A 20541-nucleotide genomic window follows, 5' to 3' on the forward strand; every position below is an offset into this window, starting at 1 on the left:
CTCAGGACCAGAACCGGGCCGTGCCGCCGAACCCGGTCTCGACGCCACCCTGCGGTGCGTACCGGACCTGGACCGTCGGTCGCGTGGTGCTCCGCGCCGAACCGCTGGTGGTGGAGGCGGTGCTGCCGGGCGCGGTCGCCGATGTCGCGGGGCTGTCCGGGGAAACCGGCGAGCCGGTGTCCTCGGGCGAGCTGGTGCCGGTCGGCGTGTCGCTCGGGGTGGGAGCGTCCGAAGTGGGCGGTTGCTCCTGCTCGAAGGTCACGTCACCGTGGCCTTCCTCGGTCCCGCAGGTCCAGCTGAAGGGGGCCGTGGTGCCGGTGTAGCCGTCGGTCACGCGCACGTCGTAGTTCCAGTAGCGGCCGTCGGCGCCGTCCTGGTCCGGACCGGCGGTGACGGTCAGCCCGAGCGTGGCGAGGTTGCCGGGCGCACCCTGCGCGCACGCGATCACCAGCACGCCTTCGCCGCCGAGGCCGACGAACCCGTGGCCGACGTTGTCCGTGTACCCGTCGCCGGGTTCCGCGCTGCCGGACGTCTCGTCGGCGTCCTGCTGGTCCTCATCGGACGTTCCGGCGTCACTCTCGTTCTGCGCGAGCCCGTTCCGCGCGGCCGGGGCGTGCTGGGCGTCGGTGGTCTGCACCTGTGGGTCGCGAGGCGACGTCCCGGCGGGCGCGCTCGACGATTCGCTCGGCGGCGCGCCGGGCGCCGGGGTGCCCGAGTCGGTGGTGGGCGGGTCCGACGGGCTCGTCTCCGACGTGGTGGGCGTCGCCGGGTCCGTCGTGGTCTCCGACGTCACCGTGGTCTCGGCCGGTGCGGATGGGTCGTCCTGCGCGAAAGCAGCCGGCGCGGACGCGATCGTGAGGGCGGCACCGGCGAGCACGGCGCCCGCGATTCGGCCCAGCGGTTTCTTCACGGAGAACTCCCCACTCGAACTGTGCCCGGCGTTGGGCAATGGCGGGATTCTGCCGCAACCACCGAGAAAAGGGAAATTGTCCGAGGGTGGGAAAAACCACGCCTGAATCCGGTAACGGCCCGGTTTTACGGAGCGATGGAATTGCTCGGTTGCCGCGCCGGGAAACGACCTGATAACGAAGTGGTTCACGTGATAACAAAACCGATCGTAACACGATCACCAATTCCGCGCGGCATCCGGCACTTCTTTTCCGGTCGCCTCAGGCGGCCCCGCGGGCGAGGTCGATCAGCCGCCCGAGCACGTGCTCCCCGGCCGCGCGCAGCCCGTTGTGCTCGTATTCGTTAGTCACCCACGGCAGCATCGAGGGAATCAGCCGCGCGGTCTCCTCGGAGAACCGGCGGTCGACGTAGGCGTCTTCGGTGTAGATCGCCGCCGCGCACGGCACGTCACAGCGGCGCAGCGCGTCCTCGTCGTACAGCCGCGGCCATTCGCGCTCGGCGAGCAGCTCGGCCGCCTCTCGCAGCGGCGCCAATCCGGGCAGGTCGGTGAACACCGACGGGAACACGTGCTCACCCGTGAAGAGCGTGACGTCCTCGTCATAGAGGGCCGGGCGCACGCGCTCGGCCGACCAGCGCGTGGCGTGGCCGTCGGCGTAACACGCCTCGTGGATCACGGCGTAGAGCGGGTTGCGCGCGGAAAACGGAAGCATGGCGGCGACGTCGTGGGCGAAGGCCGGCGACTCCGGGTCGCGTTCGAGCAGGTAGTGCAACGTCTCGGCGCCCTCGCTGGAACCGAGCACGTTGCCGAGCTGCCGGAACAGCCGCGGGTTGAGGGAGGTGCCGTCGGGGAGCGAGATCTCGCCGGCCGCCAGGCGCGGGTGCAGCGCGCGCACGCGTTCACGGTCGGCGGGGTAGCGCTCGTAGTAGCGGCGGTTGCGCTCCAGGAGCGTCTCGAACGTCGCGGTGTAGACCTCGTCGGGGTGCCGCTTCACCGGCGGGAGGCCACCGGTGAAGAACGCTTCGCGCAGGCCCTGGGGCGTGTGCGAGAGGTAGGTCAGCGCGCAGAACCCGCCGAACGACTGGCCCAGCACGCTCCACCGGTCCACCCCCAGTCGCGCGCGGATCAGCTCGGCGTCGCGCACGATCGAGTCGGCGCGGAAGTGCGCCAAGTACTCGGCTTGTTCGGCGGGCGTGCGGCCGGGCAGTACGCCGACGGGCGCCGAGCGGCCGGTGCCGCGCTGGTCCAGCATCAGCACGCGGTAGTCCCGCAGCGCCCGCGGCAGCCAGCCGGGTGCGCCCTTCACCGGCCGCGGCGCCTCCTGGCCCGGCCCGCCCTGCAGGAACACCAGGAACGGCCGGTCCTGCCCGTCGGGTGCGGCGACCTCCCGCGCGAAGACGGTGAGCTGCTCACCGTCGGGCCGGCTGTGGTCGAGCGGGACGGAGAACTCGTGTTCGGTCAGGACCAGACCGGGAACGCGCACGGAGGTAGCCATGCCGGTGATCCAAGCACGCGCCGGCGGCCGGCGGGACCGATCGCGCCCCGCGGTGTGCGATCGGGAACCGCGCCCGCGGCGGCGGTTGCGGTGCTCGTGGCGTTCATCAGCGCGACGGCTGCGGGCACACCGGCCGCCCGGCGCGCGAGCGCCTCCCGCAGCCGGCGGTGCTCCGGCACGCGGCGGCGTTCGTGTCGCACGCCGCACGAACCCGATCGCCGACGTGGTGCCGGGCCGGTCCTCCTCGCCGTCCACAAGGGACGGTGGGGTTCACTCCTTGCGCATCGCGCGCCGGATTTCGGCGAGCTTGTCCTTCGCCTTCTGGTCCCGCTCCTCGATTTTCTTGTCGAGCGACTCGAGGGTCTCCGGGCCGCCGATGCCCGCGAGCTCCTGCGCGCCCACCGACGTGTTGTAGCGGTTCTCGATGCGGTCGCGCACGTAGTCGAACGACGGCACGCCGCGCTCGCTGTAGTCGGGCTCGGGCACCTCGGGTGCGCCGCCCGGGGCGAGCGGGGCGGCCGGGTTCTCGACGATCTCGGCGTCCAGGGGTTCCTGGCCGCCGGGCTGGTTCGTGGTCATGGGCTTGCTCCTCCATCGCGGTCCCCGCTTCCGACCCTAGCCGTTCCCGCAAGGTGTCGCCTTTGCGCGGTAACACCGTGGGCGACGGGTTCGCAACTTTCGGCTGTCCCGGTCATCGGGGCCGCCTTGACACCGGTGAGCCCGGCTCGGAAATGTCGGTGTCCCTTGGATTCCTCGGCCGCACACGCCGCCACGTGTCGTGTCGTGTCGAAAGGAAGGTCCCCCGTTGTCCGAGCACCCCGATCAGACTCTCGCGAGGAGAAGCTTCCTGGCCCTCGGTTCCGGCGCCGCGCTCGCCGCGACGTCGGGGCTCGCGCTCGCCCCCGAAGCGACCGCGACGCCGCAGCAGACCCAGCAGACCCGGCAGACCCCGAAGGCCCCGCCACCCGCCACCCACGCCGCCGGCCAGCCGGACTTCGGCCCGCACGTGCACGTCTTCGACTCCGCCACCGGCGCGGCGAACATCCAGGCCACCCTCGACGCCGTCTACGCGCAGCAGCGCGGCAGCCAGTTCGGCACCGGCCGCTACGCGCTGCTGTTCAAACCCGGCGCCTACTCCGTCGACGTCAAGCTCGGCTACTACACCCAGGTCGCAGGCCTCGGCCTGCAGCCGAGCGGTGCGAGCATCACCGGCTCGCTGGGCGTGGAGGGCGACGCGCACGGAAACGGGACGCTCGTGAACTTCTGGCGCGGCGCGGAGAACCTCAACGCCGTGCCCAAGAGCGGGGTCGACACCTGGGCCGTCTCGCAGGCCACCTACTACCGGCGCATCTACCTGCTCGGTGACCTGAAGCTGTCCGACGGCGGCTACTCCAGCGGCGGCTTCATCGCCGACTGCCAGATCACGGGCCAGGTCAACTCCGGCACCCAGCAGCAGTGGCTCACGCGCAATTCGGTGCTCGGCTCGTGGGTGGGCTCGAACTGGAACTTCGTGTTCGTCGGCACGCCCGGTGCGCCGGCTACGACGTTCCCGACCCCGCCTTGCACGAACGTGGCGGACACACCGGTGATCTGCGAGAAGCCGTTCCTGTACGTGGACGCCGACGGGGCGTACCAGGTCTTCGTTCCGGCCGTCCGCACGGACACGCGGGCCACCAGCTGGGAGGCGCGCCGTCCCGACGGCACGTCGCTGCCGATCGGCGACTTCCACCTCGCCAAGCCCGGCGAGACCGCGGCCGAGCTCAACGCCGCGCTGACGCAGGGCAAGCACCTGCTGCTCACGCCCGGGATCTACCACGTCGACCAGCCGCTGAAGGTCACGCGCGCGAACACCGTCGTGCTCGGCCTCGGCTACGCCACGCTGATCCCGGACAACGGCGTGACCGCGCTCGACGTCGACGACGTCGACGGCGTGCGCGTGGCCGGACTCCTCGTCGACGCCGGCCCGGTGGCGTCCGACCCGCTCGTCCGCTTCGGCCCGGACGGCTCCCGCCGCTCCCACGCGCACAACCCCAGCTCGATGCACGACGTGTTCGTCCGGGTCGGCGGCGCCGGGGTGGGCAAGGCCAAGCGCTGCGTGCTGGTGAACAGCAACGACGTGCTGATCGACAACATGTGGCTCTGGCGAGCCGACCACGGCACCGGCGTCGGCTGGACCGCCAACACCTCCGATGTGGGCCTGGTCGTGATCGGCTCCGGGGTGCTCGCGTACGGGCTGTTCGTCGAGCACCACCAGAAGGCCCAGGTGCAGTGGAACGGCGAAGGCGGGCGCACGTACTTCTTCCAGAACGAGATGCCCTACGACCCGCCGGAGCAGGCCGCGTGGATGGACGGGACCCACCGGGGCTTCCCGGCGTACGCGGTGGGTGACCGCGTGCGCACGCACGAAGCGTGGGGCCTCGGCAGCTACTGCATCTTCGCCGCGGACCGCACGATCGTCTCCGACCGCGCGATCGCCGCGCCCCGCCGGCCGGGAGTTCGGTTCCACAGCATGATCACGTTCTCCCTCGGCGGCGGGCAGGGCACGATCGCCCACGTCGTGAACGACACGGGCGGCCCGTCCGACGCCGTCACCGGGCTGGCGATGCTGAAGTCCTACCCCTGACGGGGAAGCCGCGCCTCGACCGTCCACTCACGACGGTCGAGGCGCGGCGGGTCAGCCCGCGAAACCCAGGTCCTGCAGGATCCCGTCGATCTTGGCCGCGTGCTCGGCCTCCCACTCGCCGAGCGACTGCTCGGCCTCCTTGGCGAGGCGGGCCTGCGCGGCGAGCAGGATCCGCTCGGCGTCGGCGGCGGGGGTCACGACGATGCCCTCCTCGTCGGCGGTCACGACGTCGCCGGCGTGCACCGTGACGCCACCGCAGCGCACCGGCTCGCCCAGCGGTGCCACGGCCCCCTTGGTGCCCGGGATCGGGACGACCCCGCGAGCGAACACGGGGAAGCCCAGTTCGCGCACTTCTTCGACGTCGCGGATCACGCCATCGAGCACGAACGCGGCGATGCCGCGGCGCTGGGCCACGGCGCAGACGTTGCCACCCGCCAGCGCGTAGTCCAGGTCGCCGGACTCCACGACGACGACCGAGCCCGGCTCGGCGCGGTGGATGGCCGCGTGGAGCATCAGGTTGTCCCCGGCCGGGCACCGCACGGTGTAGGCCGGTCCGGCCACCCGCGGTACCGGCGGTCCCCACAGCGGGCGGATGCCCAGGTCCAGCACCTGGCCGCGGTTCAACAGATCGGCGAGCGTGGTGGTCGGGATGTCGCGGAAACCGTCGGACATGGTCCTCCTGTCGTGACTGCGTGTCTCGTGGCCGGGACCGCGATCGTCGCACGCCACACGCGTGGAAGTGCCCCGGAGTCGCGGACTCCGGGGCACTTGTGACGCACTTCGCTCAGTGGATCAGCGGCGGCCCGAGCGGGAGTGCTTTCCCTCCGGTGGCCGTCGAGGCCGAGCTGAAGAACAGGTACACCCCGACGGCGGCGAACACGAGCACGACGATGCCGCCGGCCATGAGGAGGTCGGCCGACCCGTTGAGGGTGCCGGCCAGCACGAGCGCGAGCGCGACCTCGATCAGCGCGAACAGCGCTGTGTACGCGACGGGCAGCCGCAGCGTCGCGAGCGTCAGCATGCCGACGATGACCAGCCACGAGATCAGGAAGACCCCTTGGGTGTGGATGGCGGCTTCGACGGCGATGGCGAACCACACGTGGGTGAGGCCGAGCACGAGCAGGGCGTAGCTCAGCCAGAACCCGGCGAAGATGGCGAACACGCCTGCCACCGCGCTCTGGCCCAGTGAGGCGGCCCAGATGGTCGCGACGAGCAGACCGAGGCCGGTCGCCGCGATGATGATGGCGAGTGAGGCGCCGACCGCGGCGGCGGGCACGTACCCGATGAGCACGAGTCCGAGCGCGACGGATCCGACGACGAAACTGGGCAGTCCGACCATCATCGGGTCGGCCGCCGGGGCCGCTTCGGGCGCGGCCTCCGCGGTGTGCTGAGCGGGTACTCGAGGAACACTTTCGGCACTGGCATCGAGGGTGGTCATGTGCGGGCTCCCTGGCTGGGCATCCGGACTGTGCCTGGTCGTCGCGGTGGCACATCGCTCGGTATACCGCTGTCCCCGGAAACGCGGAGTCTCATTTAGAGACGTTCACGACCAGGCCGAAACCGGGGCAGACCGCCCACTTCCGGCCGTTACGCTGGGCAATCACCGCCGCGAATGGTCTGGCGAACGGTCCGCGCAGGGCCTCGAACCGGCGCAACGACTGGGCCACGAAACGGCGTAGTTCCCGCTACGCCGACCGGATCCCTCGCTGAGCGCACGGTCCGCTGCGCCCGGTGAGCGCCGGGGGAGGGGCGCCACTGGACCTTCGGACGTGCCCGGTGAGGCAGGGCCGAACGGGACGTCCCGGCCGATACCGTGCTCCCATGGCGCCGGTGCGGAGCACGTCCACGGCCGGGTTGCTGGCCCGGTTCACCATCGCCGGAGTGGTGGTGCTGACGGCGCTCGCGGGGCTCATCGCTTACCTCGCGAGGGAAGCCGGCGCGGTCCAGGCCACGCAGTCGGCGGTACAGACCACGTCCGTCGCGGCCCGCGGGGTGGTCGAACCGCGCCTCGACGCGGCCGTGGTGGACCGCGACCCGGCGGCGCTGACCGCGTTCGACGCCGCGCTCCGCCGCTACGTGCTGCAGGGCTCGCTGGTGCGCGTGAAGGTCTGGGCCGCCGACGGCACGATCCTCTACTCCGACGCTTCCGCGCTCATCGGCGAGCGTTACCCGCTCGGCCCCGAGGAGATCGAAGCGCTGCGGGCGCAGGCGGGCGTGTCCGAGATCAGTGACCTGACCCGGCCCGAGAACCGGCTCGAGAGGTCGTTCGGGAAGCTGCTGGAGGTCCACGTCGGCATCCGCGCGGTCGACGGGACGCCGCTGCTGTTCGAGGCCTACTACCGCTACGACGCCGTGACGGAGGCCGGGCAGGCCGCGTGGGCGCGGTTCGCGCCACCCTCCTTGGGCGCGCTCGCGGTGCTGGAGGTGGTGCAGATCCCGTTCGCGTGGTCACTCGCGCGGCGCGTGCGCCGGCAGCAGCGCGAGCGGGAACGCCTGCTGCAGCACGCCGTCGAAGCGTCCGACGCCGAGCGCCGCCGCATCGCGCGCGATCTGCACGACGGCATCGTGCAGGACCTCTCGGGCCTCACGTTCGGCCTGGACGCCGCGCGGCTCGGCACCCCGGGCGACGGGCAGCGCGCCGAGGTGATCGCCGACGCCGCGACCCGGCTGCGCTCGAGCGTCGGGCAGCTGCGGTCGCTGCTGGTGGACATCTACCCGCCGAACCTCGCCGAGGAGGGGCTCTTGCCCGCGCTCGCCGAACTGGCGGCGGGCCTCGAACGCGCCGGGGTGGCCGTGCACCTGGACGCGGACGAGGCCGACACTCTGCCGCCTGCGTCGTCGGCGCTGTTGTTCCGCACTGCGCAGGAGGTGCTGTGCAACGTCGTCACCCACAGCCGGGCGCGGACGGTGCTCGTGCGCGTGACACGCGAAGGTCCTTCGGCCACGCTGGTGATCGACGACGACGGCCGGGGGTTCGACGGTGACCGGCTGAGCGAGCAGGTACGGGACGGGCACTTCGGGCTGCGCGCCGTCGGCGACCTGGTGGCCGAGGCGGGTGGCAGGCTGTCGGTGCGGGCCGCGCCGGGACGCGGCACGCGGGTGGAGGCGGAGGTACCCCTGACATGATCCGCGTGCTGATCGCCGACGACCACGCCATCGTGCGGACTGGCCTCGCGCAGCTGCTGATCACGGCCGGCGACCTGGAGCTCGTCGGCTCCGCCGGTGACGGCGAGGAGGCCGTGGCGCTCGCGGCGCAGCTCAGCCCCGACGTCGTGCTGATGGACCTGTCGATGCCCGGCACCGACGGGGCCGCGGCCACCGCGCGGATCGTCGCGGCGAACCCCGCGGCGCACGTGCTGGTGCTGACCTCGTTTTCCGACCGGACACGGATCCTCGACGCGCTGCGCGCCGGCGCCGAAGGCTACCTGCTCAAGCACAGTGAGCCGGAGGTGATCCTGGCCGGCATCCGCGAGGTCGTGGCCGGTGGCTCGCCCCTGGACCCGAAGGCGGCGCGTGTCCTGCTCAGCGACCGGCGGGCCGCCCGGCCCGCCGCGCAGCTCACCGCCCGCGAACGCGAGGTCCTGCGCATGGTCGGTGACGGGCTGCCGAACAAATCCATCGCGCGCCGGCTCGGCATCAGCGAGCGGACGGTGAAGGCGCACCTGACGAACGTATACCAGCGCCTCGGCGTCACCGACCGCACGCAGGCGGCCCTCTGGGCACAACGGCACGGTGATCAATTTCACGACAGCGATCAATTCCGGGAGGGGTGCTAGGACTTCCGGACAGTGGCGCCCGGCGGCTGCGGCCGCGACGATGACGGCATGACCGACGTCCCCGACCCGCGGCCCGTGGTCTTCGAGACCAGCGCCGACGCCGGCCCGCGAGGCCCTCGCCGCGGCCGCCAGGTCGTGGGTGCCCTCGCCGGCGCGATCGTGGCCGCCGGAGCCGCGGCCGGGATCGTCTGGGGTGGCAGCGCGGTGTGGTCCCTCGTCGAGCCGGGCGGCACGGCCGGCGCACCGGCCCCGCTCTGGATCCCGCCGCCGTCCCCGGTCACCGCGGTCGCCACCGCCCCGTCGGACGACACCCCGCACACCTCCGCGGCCACCCGCGCTCCGGAACCCGGCGGCGATGACGGCGGCGACCACGGCTCCGGCGACAGCAGCGGGCGTGGTCCGGACGACGGCGGCAGTGGGCGTGGCCGCGGTGGTCCTGGGCGCTGAATTCGCGGTCAGGAAAGGAAGAACCCGACGCCCACCGCGAGCAGTACGCCCACCAGTGACGGCACCCGCGTGCGCAGGAGTCCGGTGCCCGCCGCGACGAGGGCGCCGGTGACCCAGCCGGTGGTCGCGTGGACCGCGAGGGAGCCGCTGGACACGGTGGGCAGGGCGATGACCATGAGGCTCAGCGAGTGCAGCACGGCGTGGAACCGTCTGTTGTGGACCAGCCGGGACCGCACGCGTGCCAGCACGAGCACGAGCATCGGCGGCAGCAGCACGGCCGTGAACGCCGCCCAGGGCGCCCAGCGGGCCGTGGAGGAAGTAGCCGATCACCACGAGGTAGAGCCCGTTGGGGCCGGGGCTGATGTTGCCGACGGCGAGCGAATGCAGGATCAGCGCGTCGGGGGAGACGCCGGCGGCGGTGAGCCGGCCGCGCAGCACCGGCAGCGAGCCGAGGCCGCCGAAGCCGAGCAGGCTCGGGTTCGGCGGGACCGCGACGAAGAGCTGGTCAATCCGCATCGCCGGGTGCACCCTCCCCGTCCTCGGACTGTCCACTGTGGCCGGTGTTGAAGATGTGCGGCGCCACGAGCGCGGCCACCACCGCGATCCCCATCAGCACCAGCGGGTTGTCGATCAGCAGGGCGAGCACCAGGAACGCGCCGTAACACAGGAGACCGCGCGGCACCCGGCCGCGGCGCAGGACGTCGCGGACCATTTGCAGCGCCAGTGCGATCGCGAACCCGGCCGCGACCGCCGCCACCGCAGCTAGCGGACCGGCCGCGCCGGGCAGGTCTGCCACGCGCGTGTAACCCCACGCGGGCCCGATGGTACGGCTGGCGCGGTTCTCGGCCGCACCGTGGCTGGTGTCGTCGAAGGAGGCCTCGTGCCACGAGATGAGCCAGCGCGCGTGCGGCGCGGCCGGTTTCGTGCCCGACGTGGTCGCCGAGGCCACCGATTTCTCCGTGCTGATCGCACTCGTGGCTGCGGGGCGGGTGTCGCGCTGATTCCGCGCCTGGCGCTGCCGGAGGCCCCCGCCCCGGTGGGCCTGCACCCTCTGGCGAATCCCATGTCCCGCAAGGTGTACGCGGTGACGCGCCTGGGCACCGGCCGCCGCCCCGACGTCCGGGCGGTGCTCAGCGGCCTCGGATCGGCGTGACCTCGCCGCGTCCACAAAGGACCACGGAGGCGCCGGTCAGCCGGTGCTCTCGTCGACCGTCAGCGTGTGCCCGAGCCGCTGCTGTTTCGTCCGGAGGTAGCGCAGGTTGTGCGGTGTCGCCGCGGCCGGGAGGCTGACGCGGCCGGTGATCTCCAGGCCGTAGCCGTCGAGGCCGCCGTACTTGGCGGGGTTGTTGGTGATCAGGCGCAGGCGCGTGATGCCGAGGTCGGCGAGGATCTGGGCGCCGACTCCGTACGAGCGGGAGTCGACGGGCAGGCCCTGGGCGGTGTTGGCGTCGACGGTGTCGAGGCCGGTCTCCTGCAGGGCGTAGGCGCGGATCTTGTGCGCCAGCCCGATTCCGCGGCCCTCGTGGCCGCGCAGGTAGACCACGGCCCCCGCGCCCTCCGCCGTGATCGCGCGCAGTGCCTGCTCCAGCTGGGCCCCGCAGTCGCAGCGCAGCGACCCCACGATGTCGCCCGTGAGGCACTCGCTGTGCACGCGGACGAGGGCTCCCCGTGTGCTGCGGCTCGCGGCGGCCGCGTCGCCGTGCACGAGGGCGAGGTGGTCGATGCCGTCGATGGTGGAGCGGTAGGCGACGGCGCGGAACTCGCCGAAGACGGTCGGCATCGCGGACGTCGCGACGTGCTCCACGAACCGCTCGGTGGCGCGCCGGTAGCGCACGAGGTCCGCGATCGCGAGCACGGGCAGGTCGTGCTCGGCGGCGAACGCCGCCAGGCGCTCGCCGCGGCACATCGACCCGTCGGGGGAGACGAGTTCGCCGATCACGCCCACGGGTTCCCGCCCCGCCAGGCGCAGCAGGTCCACGGCGGCCTCGGTGTGGCCGGCGCGCACGAGCACCCCGCCGTCCCGCGCGCGCAGCGGGAACACGTGCCCCGGCCGCCGCAGTTCACCGGGCCGGGTGCCGGGAGCGGCGAGCGCGCGCAACGTGGTGGCGCGGTCCGCGGCCGACACCCCGGTGCCGCTCGCCACGTGGTCGACGGTGACGGTGAACGCGGTGCCGTGGGCGTCGGTGTTGTCCTCGACCATCGGGGGCAGCCGCAAGGCGTCCGCGCGTTCGCCGGTCATCGGCGCGCACACGATGCCGGTGGTGTGCCGCACCACGAAGGCGATGTCGTCCGCATCCGCCGCGGCTGCGGGCAGGACCAGGTCGCCCTCGTTCTCGCGGTCGGCCGCATCGGTCACCACGACCATGCGTCCCGCCGCGAGCGCCGCGACGGCCCGCTGCACCGCGAGGGTCGACGGAAGCCCGGGTCGGGTCATCGCTGGCTCCTCGGATCGGGATCGGTTCGCCGTGACGGTACGAGTGCGGCCACGGTGGAGATATCCGCTGCCCGCACGCGAATGTCCGTTGTGCGACGCGCTTCGCGCGGCGGCTATTCGGCCGCGGTGCGCGGCTGTCGCCGCCGGCCCGGCGTGCTTACCGTTGCGGCGCATGGACAACTGGACACCCACCGAGCCGCAGCAGGTCGAGCCCAGGCGCATGCGGGAGGTCCTCGGACACTTCGCCTCCGGCGTCGTGGTCGTCACCGCCGCCGCGAACACCGGGCCCGCCGGCTTCACCTGCCAGTCGTTCAGCTCGCTCTCGCTCGACCCGCCGCTGGTGTCGTTCGCGCCGGCGCGCTCGTCCACGAGCTGGCCGAAGATCCGCGCGGCGGGCCGGTTCTGCGTCAACGTCCTCGCCGGCGACCACGCCGGGCTCAGCACCGCGTTCGCCCGCTCGGGCACGGACAAGTACGCGGGCGTCCAGTGGCGTCCGGCTCCGTCGGGCGCGCCGATCCTCGACGGCGTCACGGCGTGGCTCGACTGCACGCTGGAGCACGAGTACGCCGGCGGCGACCACACGATCGTCGCCGCCCGCGTGCACGCGCTCGGCGCCGACGCGTCGCGGGCGCCGCTGCTGTTCCACCGCGGTGCCTACGGCAGCACGGCGGGCTGATCAGGCCGACACCGCCCGCAGCGTCTCGCGCGGCAGCTCGCCGAACCGTTCCCGGTACTGCTGCGCGAACCGGCTCTGGTGGAAGAACCCCCACCGCAGCGCGACGTCGGTGACGCGCGTCTGCGCCGGGTCGCCGCGCAGGAGCTCGGCCCGCACGTGGTCGAGCCGGATGCGGCGCAGGTGGTTCATCGGCGACTCGCCGAGCACCTGCTGGAACGTGGCGTGCAGCGTGCGCACGCTCATGCACCCGACCCGCGCCAGCTCCTGCGGTGTGAGCGGCTCGTCGGCGTGGCACTCCATGTATTCGATGACCGGCCCGAGGCGGCTCTGGCGCACGGGATCGCCGGGCGCGGTGAGGTCGTCGCTGAACTGGTGGCGTCCGGCGTGCAGCAGCTGCGTCATCACGAACGCCTCGAGCTGCTCGCGCGCGATCGGCATCTCCGCGAGGCCGCCGGGCCGGTCGAGTTCGCGGGCGAAGAACTCCACCGAGGCCAGCAGGGTGCTGCCGGCCGGGGTGGTCAGATCGACGCCGAAGCCGAACTCCAGCACCTCGGCCACGGGCCGGTTGAGGTGCTCGGCCAGGTGGGTCTCGAGGCTGCGGCGCGGGATCTTGAGGATGAGCTGCTCCGCGTCGGGTGACCAGCGCACGGTGTTGCGCTGGTCGGGCAGCAGCACGACGCCGCTGGTCCGTGCACGGGTCGTGGCGCGGCCGCCGTCGCTGCGGTCGGCGTCGGTGCGCCCGCCCAGCGTCAGGTTCACGTGGTAGCAGTCCTCCGTCGGCGGCATCACCAGCTTCGCGCACGCGGCGTAGCTGAGGTAACCGATCGTGAACATCCGGTCGGCGGTCGCGTTGAGCGTCATGTCGAGCCGGTCGCCGGGCACCGTGAGGTCGTGGTCGAGGTAGATCCGCGTGACCGCGTCCCGCGCCTCTTCCAGGTCACGGGTGCCCAGCACGGGGAACCGCGAGAGGCGGGCCTGGGCCTCGGGCGGGACGTCCTCGGGACGGGCGGCCATCCGACACCTCCTCGTGTCGACAGTCGTCGGCCGGGCCTCGCGGGGGAGGCCGTGAGCCACGCGGCTCGACCCTAGGCGGCCGCGGCAGCCCTTACTAGCCCGACAGCGCACCGCGCCATCCGCTGAGTGCGGCGGTGCGCGCTTCGCGCTGAGCGGCTCCCGCGCTGCCGCCCACGGATATCGGCGGCCCTGGTCCCGTCCCTAGCGTCTGCCGACATCCCGCACCGACGAAGGAGAGGTCGATGACGACCACCTCAGCGCCTCAGCTCGAGGACCTGAAGCTGTTCATCCACGGCGAGTCCGTCGACGCTCGCTCAGGGCGGACCTTCGAGTCGCAGAACCCCTACACCGGGCAGCCGTGGGCCCGCCTCGCCGACGGGTCCGCCGAGGACGTCGACGTGGCCGTCGCGTCCGCCCGCGCCGCGTTCGACGGCGAGTGGGGCGGCCTGACCGGCTTCCAGCGCGCCGCGATCATGCGCCGCTGCGGTGACGCGATCGCCGCCAACGCCGAGCGCCTGGCGCGCCTCGAGGTCAACGACTCGGGCAAGTTGCTGCGCGAGATGCTGGGCCAGCTGAACAGCCTGCCGCAGTGGTACTACTACTTCTCCGGCCTGGCCGACAAGCTCGAGGGCCGCACGGTCCCGCCGGTCAACCCGAACTACTTCGGGTACACCCGCCGCGAACCGGTGGGGGTCGTCGGCGCCATCACGCCGTGGAATTCGCCGCTGCTGCTGCTGACGTTCAAGCTGGCGCCGGCGCTCGCCGCCGGCTGCACGATGGTCGTCAAGCCGTCGGAGCACGCGCCGGCCTCCACCGTGGCGTTCGCGCAGGTGCTGCACGAAGCCGGGCTGCCGGCCGGCGTGCTCAACGTCGTCACCGGCTGGGACCGCAGCACCGGCGAGGCGCTCGCGAAGCACCCGGGGCTCGACAAGGTCGCGTTCACCGGCTCCTCCGCCACCGGGGCGAAGGTCGCGCAGGCCGCCGTCACGAACTTCAACCGCGTGACGCTCGAGCTCGGCGGGAAGTCGCCGCAAGTCGTCTTCGCCGACGCCGACCTCGACGCCGCCGCCAACGGCCTGGTCGCGGGCGTGTTCGCGGCGACCGGGCAGACGTGCATGGCCGGCTCGCGCCTGATCGTGCACGCCGATGTCCACGACGCGCTCGTCGAGAAGATCGTCGCGCGCGCCGATGCCATCAAGCTCGGTGACCCGACGGCGACCGCCACCGAGATGGGCCCGGTCGCCAACCGGCCGCAGTACGAGAAGGTGCTCGGTTACCTGCGCGGCGCGGCCGCGGAGGGCGCGACGTTCGCGTGCGGCGGCGAGCCCGACGCCGAACGCGGCGGCCTGTTCGTGAAACCGACCGTGGTCACCGGCGTGACCGCCGAGCACACGATCGTCCGCGAAGAGGTGTTCGGCCCCGTGCTGGCGGTCTACCCGTTCCGCGACGAGGACGAGGCCGTGAAGCTTGCCAACGACACCCCCTACGGCCTGGCCGGCGCGGTCTGGACGAAGGACGTGCACCGCGCCCACCGCGTCGCCGCGAAGCTTCGCGCGGGCACCGTGTGGATCAACGCCTACCGCGTGATCGCGCCGAACATGCCCTTCGGCGGCTTCGGCGCCAGTGGCATCGGCCGTGAGAACGGCATCGACGCCGTGCACGAGTACACGGAGAACAAGTCCGTGTTCGTCGAGCTCACCGGCGGCACCCGAGACCCGTTCCAGCTCGGCTGAGCACCCCACACCCCGCGAAGGAGACACCCCGTGACGATGACCGCGAACGAGCGCCTCGGCCTCGCCCCGACCGACCCGCGTCCCGCCGACGAGACGCGGCCGCTGGCCGACCGCACGCTGACCAACCCGCTGTTCGGCGACCAGAAGATGAAGCTCGGCCTGTTCGGCACCAACTGCTCCTACGGGCTGATCATGAGCCACGCCCCCAGCTCCTACAAGATCACCTGGGAGCACACGCGCGAGATCGCGCAGCGCGCCGATGCGCTCGGCTTCGACGTACTGGTGCCCGTGGCCCGCTGGAAGGGCTTCGGCGGTTCGACCAACTTCAACGGCAACTGCTTCGAGACCTACGCGTGGGCCGCCGGGCTCGCCGAGGCGACGGAGCGGATCGCCATCGCGTCGACGTCGCACCTGCCGACGGTGCACCCGATCGTTGCGGCGAAGGCCGCCACCACGATCGACCACATCTCCGGCGGCCGTTTCGCGCTCAACCTCGTGATGGGCTGGGTGCCGCCGGAGATGGAGATGTTCGGTGGCGAGCAGCGCGAACACGACGAGCGCTACGCGTTCGGCCAGGAGTGGCTCGACTACGCGATCCGGCTGTGGACCGAACCCGGCTCGTTCGACGTCGCCTCGAAGTACTTCCAGGGACACGACGTCGAGGCCTACCCCAAGCCGCACCAGGGGCCGCGCCCGGCACTGCTCAACGCGGGCAACTCGCCCGCGGGGATCGAATTCTCCGCGCGCAACGTGGACATCAACTTCGCCTCGCTCGACACGCTCGAGAACATCAAGGCCTACACGGACAAGGTCAAGGCGAAGGCCCGCGACGACTACCGGCGCGACATCAAGGTGATGACGTATGGCCTCGTCGTGTGCCGCGACACCGAAGCCGAGGCCAAGCGGGCGTTCCAGCAGGTCGTCGACGAGGGCGACTGGGGTGCCGCGGGCAACGTCATCAAGATCGCCGGTTCCGGCGCGAGCCAGTCGTTCGACCACGCCGTCAAGAAGATGCAGGAGCGCTTCATCGCCGGCTGGGGCGGTTACCCGATCGTCGGTACGCCCGAGCAGGTCACCGAAGAACTCGGCCGGCTCAACGACGCGGGCATGGAGGGCATGATCTTCGGCCTGGTCGACTACAACGAGGAGCTCAAGTACTTCGGCGACGAAGTCATGCCGCTGCTCAAGCAGGCGGGCCTGCGGCACTGAGCTTGTGAACAACTGAGCTTGTGAACCACTGAGCCGCGCGCGGGCTCCGGGTACGCACCCGGAGCCCGCCGTTGGGATGACACAAGTTTGAGAAAAGAGGCGGTACCGCGCGGCCGGTGGTTTGCGACACTGGGTGCCGTGAACCGCCCGGACGAGCTCGCGAAGACGTTGCGGGGATGGCGGGAACGGCTGGTACCCGGCCGGGCCGGCTTGCCGGTGCACGGGCAGCGGCGGGCGAGGGGCCTGCGGCGCGAGGAGTTGGCGGTGCTCGCCGGGCTCGCGGCCGATCACGTCGTGCGGCTGGAGCAGGGCAGGGCGGCCGCGCCGGGCGTCCAGGTGTGCGTGGCGCTCGCGCGGGCGCTGCGGTTGTCGGACGCTGAGCAGGAACGGCTGTTCCGGCTCGCCGGCCACGAGCTCGGCGGCGGCCGGGTGCCGCGCCTGGTGCCGGAGAGCACGCGGCGCCTGCTCGAACGGCTCGACGACCACCCGATCGCCGTGCACGACGCGATGTGGACGCTCATCGCGTGGAACCGGCCGTGGGCCGCGCTCATGGGCGAGCCCGCGGCGCGCGACGAAGACCGCAACGCGGTGTGGCGGCACTTCGCCGCTCGCCCGACCCGCACCCGCCTGACCCCGGACGAGCGCGCCGAGTTCGAACACGCGCTCGTCGCCGATCTGCGGCTGGCGCAGGAGCGTTACCCGCGCGAACCCGACCTGACCGCGCTGCTGGGCCGGCTCGCCTCGGTCAGCACCGGCTTCCGCGCGCTGTGGGACTCGCACCCCGCCGACGGGCAGCAGCCCGCGGGCCTCACCGTCGACCACCCGGACGTCGGCCGCCTCGACCTCGACCGTGACGTCCTCGCCAGCCGCCACGGCGACCTGCGCATCGTGGTCTGCACCGCCCGCCCCGGCACGGAGTCCGCCGCGAAGCTCGCCTTGCTCGGTGCGCTCGGCTTCGAGGCCATGGCCCCACCCGGCTGACCCCGCTGCCGGTCAGCGGCCGTCGAGGTCCGGCGCGGTGAAGCCGCCGAGCTCCGCTTCCAGCAGTTCCGCCAGCCGCAGCGTCGTGCGGTCGCCGTACATCGGGCCGATGAGCTGGACGCCGACGGGCAGGCCGGCGGCGTCGGGACCGGTCGGGATGACCGTGGCCGGCAGACCGGGCAGGGTGGCGAGGCCGGCCCACACGAGCTGGTCGCCGTAGGGGTGTCCGGTGCCGTCGATCGTGATGGTGCGCCGGTCCTGGTGCGGCGACTGGTCCTGCGGGAACGCGGGCGTGGGCGAGACCGGGCAGACGACGGCGTCGTACTCGGCGAACACCGCGCGCCAGGCGTGCCGGTGGCCTTCGCGGGCCAGGTCGGCGGCGAACCAGTCGCGGTGGCTCAGCCGGGCGCCGCGCACGCGGGCGGCGACGAGGCTGTCGTCGGCGGGATCGAGGCTCGCGGCGAGGGCGCCGAAACGCTCGTAGATCTCGGCGGGGTAGCTCGCGCCGAAGATGGAGAACAGCAGGCGCAGGTAGAGCCGCGCGGACTCGCCGAGATCCGGCACGACGGGGCTGCCGTGGTCGACGCGGGCCCCTGCCCCGGTGAGGGCGTCGGCGACCCGCGTGAGGCCGGCGCGCACGCTCGCCGATGTCGCGATGTCCGGGTGGTCCGCGAGCACGAGCACCCGGAAGTCACCGAGCCGGTCGTGGCGCGCGGGCGGCAGCCGCAGCTCGTACGCGGCCCCGAGGGTGAGCGGATCGGGTTCGGCCAGCACGTCGAGCAGCACCCCGAGGTCGGCCGCGCTGCGTGCCATCGGCCCGATCACGCCCAGGTCCACTTCAGCCGTCAGCGGGGGAGCGGGCGGCGGGGTGTGGCCGCGCGCCGGCACCAGCCGGAACGTCGGTTTGTGCGCGTAGACGCCGCAGAAGTGCGCGGGCGTCCGCAGCGACCCGCCGATGTCCGAACCGATCGACAGCGCCCCGAACCCGGCGGCGAGTGCGGCCGCCGAACCGCCCGACGAACCGCCCGGCGAGCGGCCGAGGTCCCAGGGGTTGGCAGTGGTGCCGTAAATGTCGTTGTAGCTCTGCAGATCTCCCAGTGCCAGTGGCACGTTGGTCTTGCCGAGCACCACCGCCCCCGCCGCCTTCAGCCGCGCAACCGCCAGCGCGTCCTCGGCCGGCGTGAAGTCCGCGAACTGCGGGAAACCCCACGTGGTCGGCAGGCCGGCGACATTGAACGACTCCTTGACGGTCATCGGCACTCCGAGGAGCAGGCCGTCCTCGCCCCGGGCGCGCGCCGCGTCGGCCGCCCGTGCGGCGTCGAGCGCGCGGTCGAAATCGCGTACGCAGATCGCGTTGATCTCGCCGTCGTGCTTCGCGATGCGCTCGATGGCCGACTCCGCCAGCTCGACCGCCGTCACCTCGCCCGCTCGCAAGGCTGCGACGAGCTGCCCGGCCGACAGCAGGTTCCGGTCGGTGCCCATGCGTTCCTCCCCCACCAAGCGGCCGATGTGGGACCGAGGCTAGCCCGCGCCGTCGCTATCGTGGCCCGTGGTGGGCGAAGTCGTGTTCCGCGCGGACCTCACACTTCGGCGCGCCCGCGCGTCTACCTGGTGTGACGCGAGGAGAAGGGAACGGGGACATGGGTGTTCGGCACGCGGTCGCGGGGTCGCCGGTGGGCGATCTGACGCTGGTCGCGGACGGCACGGCCCTCGTGGGGCTCTACTTCGACGGCCACAAGCGCGAACCGCGCCTGACGAGCCTGGGACCGCGGGTGGCCGGGACGGACCCGACCTTCGCCGCGGCGATCAGCCAGCTGACCGAGTACTTCGCCGGCGAGCGGCGGGACTTCGACCTCGAGCTGGCGCCGCGCGGGTCGAACTTCGAACGGAAGGTGTGGGGCCTGCTCACGAAGATCCCCTACGGTGAGAAGCGCACGTACGGTGAACTCGCCGCGGAACTCGGTGACCCGGGGGCCGCGCAGGCCGTGGGCAACGCGAACGGCTGGAACCCGATCAGCATCGTCGTGCCGTGCCACCGCGTGGTCGGCGCGAGCGGCGGGCTCACCGGGTACGCGGGCGGCGTCGAGCGCAAGCGGTTCCTGCTCAGCCTGGAGGAACCGCCCGCCGAGGACGACGGCAGGTTGTTCTGAAAGCGCGCGGCGTGCGGCCCTTCGACGAGGTCGTGCTGGAGCACGGCGCGATGGTGCTGCGGGTCTGCCGCGCAGTGGTGGGCCCGCACGACGCCGAGGACGCGTGGTCGGAGACGTTCCTGTCCGCGCTCAAGGCCTATCCGGACCTGCCCGCCGACGCGAACGTCGCGGCGTGGCTCGTGACGATCGCGCACCGCAAGGCCGTGGACATCACGCGCACCCGTGCCCGGCACGCGGTCCCGGTGGAGCACCCGCCGGACGAGCCGAGCCGCACCGGCCGCCCGGAAGACTGGGACGGAGACCTGTGGGACGCGCTCGCCGCGTTGCCGGACAAACAACGCGCGGCCGTCGCCTACCACTACCTCGGCGGGTTCCCCTACGAGGAGGTCGCCGCCATCACCGGCGGCACCGCCGCCGCCGCGCGCCGGGCGGCCGCCGACGGGGTGAAGGCGCTGCGGGCGGCGTCCCGCCGCGGCGAGCTGGAAGGAGCAGCGCCATGACCACCGATCTGTTCGCCGCGCTGCCGGCGACCGACGAAGCCGCGCAGGTGCGCCTGCGCGCGCGGCTCACGACCGCGGCGGACCGCGCAGGACTGCTCGACGTCGCGTACCGCACCGTCGATTCGCCCGTCGGCCCGCTGCTGCTCGCCGCGACCGGTGCCGGCCTGGTGCGCGTCGCGTTCACCGTCGAAGGCCACGACGCGGTGCTCGAGTCGCTCGCCGGTGAGATCAGCCCGCGCATCCTCGCTGCCCCCGCGCGGCTCGACCGGGTCGCGCGCGAGCTCGACGAATACTTCACCGGTCGCCGGCACGAGTTCGACGTCGACGTGGACTTCCGGCTGGCGAAGGGCTTCCGGCGCGAAGTGCTGCAGCACCTCGCTGACATCCCCTACGGCGGCACGCGCAGCTACGCGGAAGTCGCGGCCGCAGCGGGCAGTCCGAAGGCCGTGCGGGCTGTCGGCACTGCGTGCGCGCGCAACCCCGTGCCGCTCGTCGTGCCGTGTCACCGCGTGGTGCGCTCCGACGGCAGTGCCGGTCGCTACCGCGGCGGCGAGGAGGCGAAGCGGGTTCTGCTCGCCCTGGAATCGGCTGCCTGA

General features: G+C 72.6%; 22 protein-coding genes. 12 read left to right on the forward strand and 10 right to left on the reverse strand.

The genetic code is table 11. The features are described 5' to 3' along the window. Nucleotide 1: 1 nt before the first annotated feature. From I6J71_RS15990 to I6J71_RS16000, 3 genes are all read right to left on the reverse strand, one after another. Nucleotides 2-910 (reverse strand): hypothetical protein, encoded by a 909-nt coding sequence (locus I6J71_RS15990; protein ID WP_239154895.1) that lies wholly within the window; start codon nt 908-910, stop codon nt 2-4. Nucleotides 911-1169: 259 nt separating this feature from the next. Then, nucleotides 1170-2402, reverse strand: a complete 1233-nt coding sequence (locus tag I6J71_RS15995; RefSeq protein ID WP_204095426.1) for an alpha/beta fold hydrolase — start codon at nt 2400-2402, stop codon at nt 1170-1172. A gap of 270 nt (nt 2403-2672) precedes the next feature. Continuing rightward, nucleotides 2673-2981 (reverse strand): hypothetical protein, encoded by a 309-nt coding sequence (locus tag I6J71_RS16000; RefSeq protein WP_204095427.1) that lies wholly within the window; start codon nt 2979-2981, stop codon nt 2673-2675. Nucleotides 2982-3207: 226 nt separating this feature from the next. Between I6J71_RS16000 and I6J71_RS16005 the strand changes: the two genes are divergently transcribed. Further along, nucleotides 3208-5025: a coagulation factor 5/8 type domain-containing protein gene (locus tag I6J71_RS16005; protein WP_239154896.1), complete on the forward strand. Its 1818-nt coding sequence runs from the start codon at nt 3208-3210 to the stop codon at nt 5023-5025. 51 nt (nt 5026-5076) lie between these two features. Here I6J71_RS16005 and I6J71_RS16010 read toward each other — a convergent pair whose 3' ends face one another. Both I6J71_RS16010 and I6J71_RS16015 read right to left on the reverse strand, forming a co-directional pair. Continuing rightward, on the reverse strand, nt 5077-5697 hold the full coding sequence (locus tag I6J71_RS16010) for an RraA family protein (RefSeq protein WP_204095428.1): 621 nt from the start codon (nt 5695-5697) through the stop codon (nt 5077-5079). Nucleotides 5698-5809: 112 nt separating this feature from the next. Next, nucleotides 5810-6463, reverse strand: coding sequence for a GPR1/FUN34/YaaH family transporter (locus I6J71_RS16015; RefSeq protein ID WP_204095429.1), 654 nt, complete (start codon nt 6461-6463; stop codon nt 5810-5812). 383 nt (nt 6464-6846) lie between these two features. Between I6J71_RS16015 and I6J71_RS16020 the strand changes: the two genes are divergently transcribed. The 3 genes from I6J71_RS16020 to I6J71_RS16030 are packed head-to-tail and all read left to right on the forward strand — an operon-like array spanning nt 6847 to nt 9248. Beyond that, nucleotides 6847-8151 carry a sensor histidine kinase gene (locus tag I6J71_RS16020; protein WP_204095430.1) on the forward strand — a complete coding sequence of 435 codons (1305 nt, stop codon included), beginning with the start codon at nt 6847-6849 and terminating at the stop codon, nt 8149-8151. Next, nucleotides 8148-8801, forward strand: coding sequence for a response regulator transcription factor (locus I6J71_RS16025; protein ID WP_204095431.1), 654 nt, complete (start codon nt 8148-8150; stop codon nt 8799-8801). The genes I6J71_RS16020 and I6J71_RS16025 overlap by 4 nt, the downstream gene beginning before the upstream one ends. A gap of 48 nt (nt 8802-8849) precedes the next feature. After that, nucleotides 8850-9248 carry a hypothetical protein gene (locus tag I6J71_RS16030; RefSeq protein ID WP_204095432.1) on the forward strand — a complete coding sequence of 133 codons (399 nt, stop codon included), beginning with the start codon at nt 8850-8852 and terminating at the stop codon, nt 9246-9248. 8 nt (nt 9249-9256) lie between these two features. On the opposite strand, the gene I6J71_RS16035 is transcribed toward I6J71_RS16030, so the two are convergent. Beyond that, nucleotides 9257-9523 carry a hypothetical protein gene (locus tag I6J71_RS16035; protein WP_204095433.1) on the reverse strand — a complete coding sequence of 89 codons (267 nt, stop codon included), beginning with the start codon at nt 9521-9523 and terminating at the stop codon, nt 9257-9259. Nucleotides 9524-9753: 230 nt separating this feature from the next. After that, nucleotides 9754-10044: a hypothetical protein gene (locus tag I6J71_RS16040; RefSeq protein ID WP_370542151.1), complete on the reverse strand. Its 291-nt coding sequence runs from the start codon at nt 10042-10044 to the stop codon at nt 9754-9756. 25 nt (nt 10045-10069) lie between these two features. Between I6J71_RS16040 and I6J71_RS50755 the strand changes: the two genes are divergently transcribed. Further along, the gene (locus I6J71_RS50755) at nt 10070-10249 is read left to right on the forward strand and encodes a LysR substrate-binding domain-containing protein (protein WP_370542152.1); all 180 of its coding nucleotides are present in this window, start codon (nt 10070-10072) and stop codon (nt 10247-10249) included. 188 nt (nt 10250-10437) lie between these two features. Here the strand turns inward: I6J71_RS50755 and I6J71_RS16045 are convergent, their stop codons facing one another. Further along, entirely contained in the window at nt 10438-11682 is a 1245-nt protein-coding gene (locus I6J71_RS16045; protein WP_204095435.1) for a bifunctional 3,4-dihydroxy-2-butanone-4-phosphate synthase/GTP cyclohydrolase II, read from the reverse strand. Between the two features lie 172 nt (nt 11683-11854). On the opposite strand from I6J71_RS16045, the gene I6J71_RS16050 reads away from it, so the two are divergent. Next, nucleotides 11855-12358, forward strand: a complete 504-nt coding sequence (locus tag I6J71_RS16050) for a flavin reductase family protein (RefSeq protein WP_204095436.1) — start codon at nt 11855-11857, stop codon at nt 12356-12358. Here I6J71_RS16050 and I6J71_RS16055 read toward each other — a convergent pair whose 3' ends face one another. Then, complete coding sequence (locus tag I6J71_RS16055) at nt 12359-13372, reverse strand: AraC family transcriptional regulator (RefSeq protein ID WP_204095437.1); 1014 nt, start codon at nt 13370-13372, stop codon at nt 12359-12361. Nucleotides 13373-13614: 242 nt separating this feature from the next. Here I6J71_RS16055 and I6J71_RS16060 point away from each other — a divergent pair, with 242 nt between their 5' ends. The 3 genes from I6J71_RS16060 (at nt 13615) to I6J71_RS16070 (ending at nt 17295) form a co-directional block, all read left to right on the forward strand. After that, on the forward strand, nt 13615-15105 hold the full coding sequence (locus I6J71_RS16060; protein ID WP_204095438.1) for an aldehyde dehydrogenase: 1491 nt from the start codon (nt 13615-13617) through the stop codon (nt 15103-15105). Between the two features lie 36 nt (nt 15106-15141). After that, entirely contained in the window at nt 15142-16314 is a 1173-nt protein-coding gene (locus I6J71_RS16065) for an LLM class flavin-dependent oxidoreductase (protein ID WP_204097084.1), read from the forward strand. A gap of 138 nt (nt 16315-16452) precedes the next feature. Continuing rightward, a complete protein-coding gene (locus I6J71_RS16070) occupies nt 16453-17295 on the forward strand; it encodes a helix-turn-helix domain-containing protein (protein WP_204095439.1) in 843 nt (280 codons plus the stop codon). Between the two features lie 12 nt (nt 17296-17307). On the opposite strand, the gene I6J71_RS16075 is transcribed toward I6J71_RS16070, so the two are convergent. Then, entirely contained in the window at nt 17308-18777 is a 1470-nt protein-coding gene (locus I6J71_RS16075) for an amidase (protein WP_204095440.1), read from the reverse strand. 158 nt (nt 18778-18935) lie between these two features. Between I6J71_RS16075 and I6J71_RS16080 the strand changes: the two genes are divergently transcribed. The 3 genes from I6J71_RS16080 to I6J71_RS16090 are packed head-to-tail and all read left to right on the forward strand — an operon-like array spanning nt 18936 to nt 20541. Further along, nucleotides 18936-19445 carry a methylated-DNA--[protein]-cysteine S-methyltransferase gene (locus I6J71_RS16080; protein WP_204095441.1) on the forward strand — a complete coding sequence of 170 codons (510 nt, stop codon included), beginning with the start codon at nt 18936-18938 and terminating at the stop codon, nt 19443-19445. Between the two features lie 11 nt (nt 19446-19456). Further along, on the forward strand, nt 19457-19945 hold the full coding sequence (locus tag I6J71_RS16085; RefSeq protein WP_204095442.1) for an RNA polymerase sigma factor: 489 nt from the start codon (nt 19457-19459) through the stop codon (nt 19943-19945). Further along, nucleotides 19942-20541, forward strand: a complete 600-nt coding sequence (locus tag I6J71_RS16090; RefSeq protein ID WP_204095443.1) for a methylated-DNA--[protein]-cysteine S-methyltransferase — start codon at nt 19942-19944, stop codon at nt 20539-20541. Before I6J71_RS16085 ends, I6J71_RS16090 begins: the two co-directional genes overlap by 4 nt.

This window comes from Amycolatopsis sp. FDAARGOS 1241 (genome assembly GCF_016889705.1).
Taxonomy (GTDB): domain Bacteria; phylum Actinomycetota; class Actinomycetes; order Mycobacteriales; family Pseudonocardiaceae; genus Amycolatopsis.

Bases quoted from the DNA above. Each gene is read 5' to 3' on its own strand.
- I6J71_RS16075 (WP_204095440.1), bottom strand. From the start codon at position 18,777: ATGGGCACCGACCGGAACCTGCTGTCGGCCGGGCAGCTCGTCGCAGCC.
- I6J71_RS15995 (WP_204095426.1), bottom strand. From the start codon at position 2,402: ATGGCTACCTCCGTGCGCGTTCCCGGTCTGGTCCTGACCGAACACGAG.
- I6J71_RS16065 (WP_204097084.1), top strand. From the start codon at position 15,142: ATGACCGCGAACGAGCGCCTCGGCCTCGCCCCGACCGACCCGCGTCCC.
- I6J71_RS16010 (WP_204095428.1), bottom strand. From the start codon at position 5,697: ATGTCCGACGGTTTCCGCGACATCCCGACCACCACGCTCGCCGATCTG.
- I6J71_RS16000 (WP_204095427.1), bottom strand. From the start codon at position 2,981: ATGACCACGAACCAGCCCGGCGGCCAGGAACCCCTGGACGCCGAGATC.
- I6J71_RS16045 (WP_204095435.1), bottom strand. From the start codon at position 11,682: ATGACCCGACCCGGGCTTCCGTCGACCCTCGCGGTGCAGCGGGCCGTC.
- I6J71_RS16055 (WP_204095437.1), bottom strand. From the start codon at position 13,372: ATGGCCGCCCGTCCCGAGGACGTCCCGCCCGAGGCCCAGGCCCGCCTC.
- I6J71_RS50755 (WP_370542152.1), top strand. From the start codon at position 10,070: ATGGTACGGCTGGCGCGGTTCTCGGCCGCACCGTGGCTGGTGTCGTCG.
- I6J71_RS16015 (WP_204095429.1), bottom strand. From the start codon at position 6,463: ATGACCACCCTCGATGCCAGTGCCGAAAGTGTTCCTCGAGTACCCGCT.
- I6J71_RS16025 (WP_204095431.1), top strand. From the start codon at position 8,148: ATGATCCGCGTGCTGATCGCCGACGACCACGCCATCGTGCGGACTGGC.
- I6J71_RS16080 (WP_204095441.1), top strand. From the start codon at position 18,936: ATGGGTGTTCGGCACGCGGTCGCGGGGTCGCCGGTGGGCGATCTGACG.
- I6J71_RS16030 (WP_204095432.1), top strand. From the start codon at position 8,850: ATGACCGACGTCCCCGACCCGCGGCCCGTGGTCTTCGAGACCAGCGCC.
- I6J71_RS16050 (WP_204095436.1), top strand. From the start codon at position 11,855: ATGGACAACTGGACACCCACCGAGCCGCAGCAGGTCGAGCCCAGGCGC.
- I6J71_RS16020 (WP_204095430.1), top strand. From the start codon at position 6,847: ATGGCGCCGGTGCGGAGCACGTCCACGGCCGGGTTGCTGGCCCGGTTC.
- I6J71_RS16090 (WP_204095443.1), top strand. From the start codon at position 19,942: ATGACCACCGATCTGTTCGCCGCGCTGCCGGCGACCGACGAAGCCGCG.
- I6J71_RS16060 (WP_204095438.1), top strand. From the start codon at position 13,615: ATGACGACCACCTCAGCGCCTCAGCTCGAGGACCTGAAGCTGTTCATC.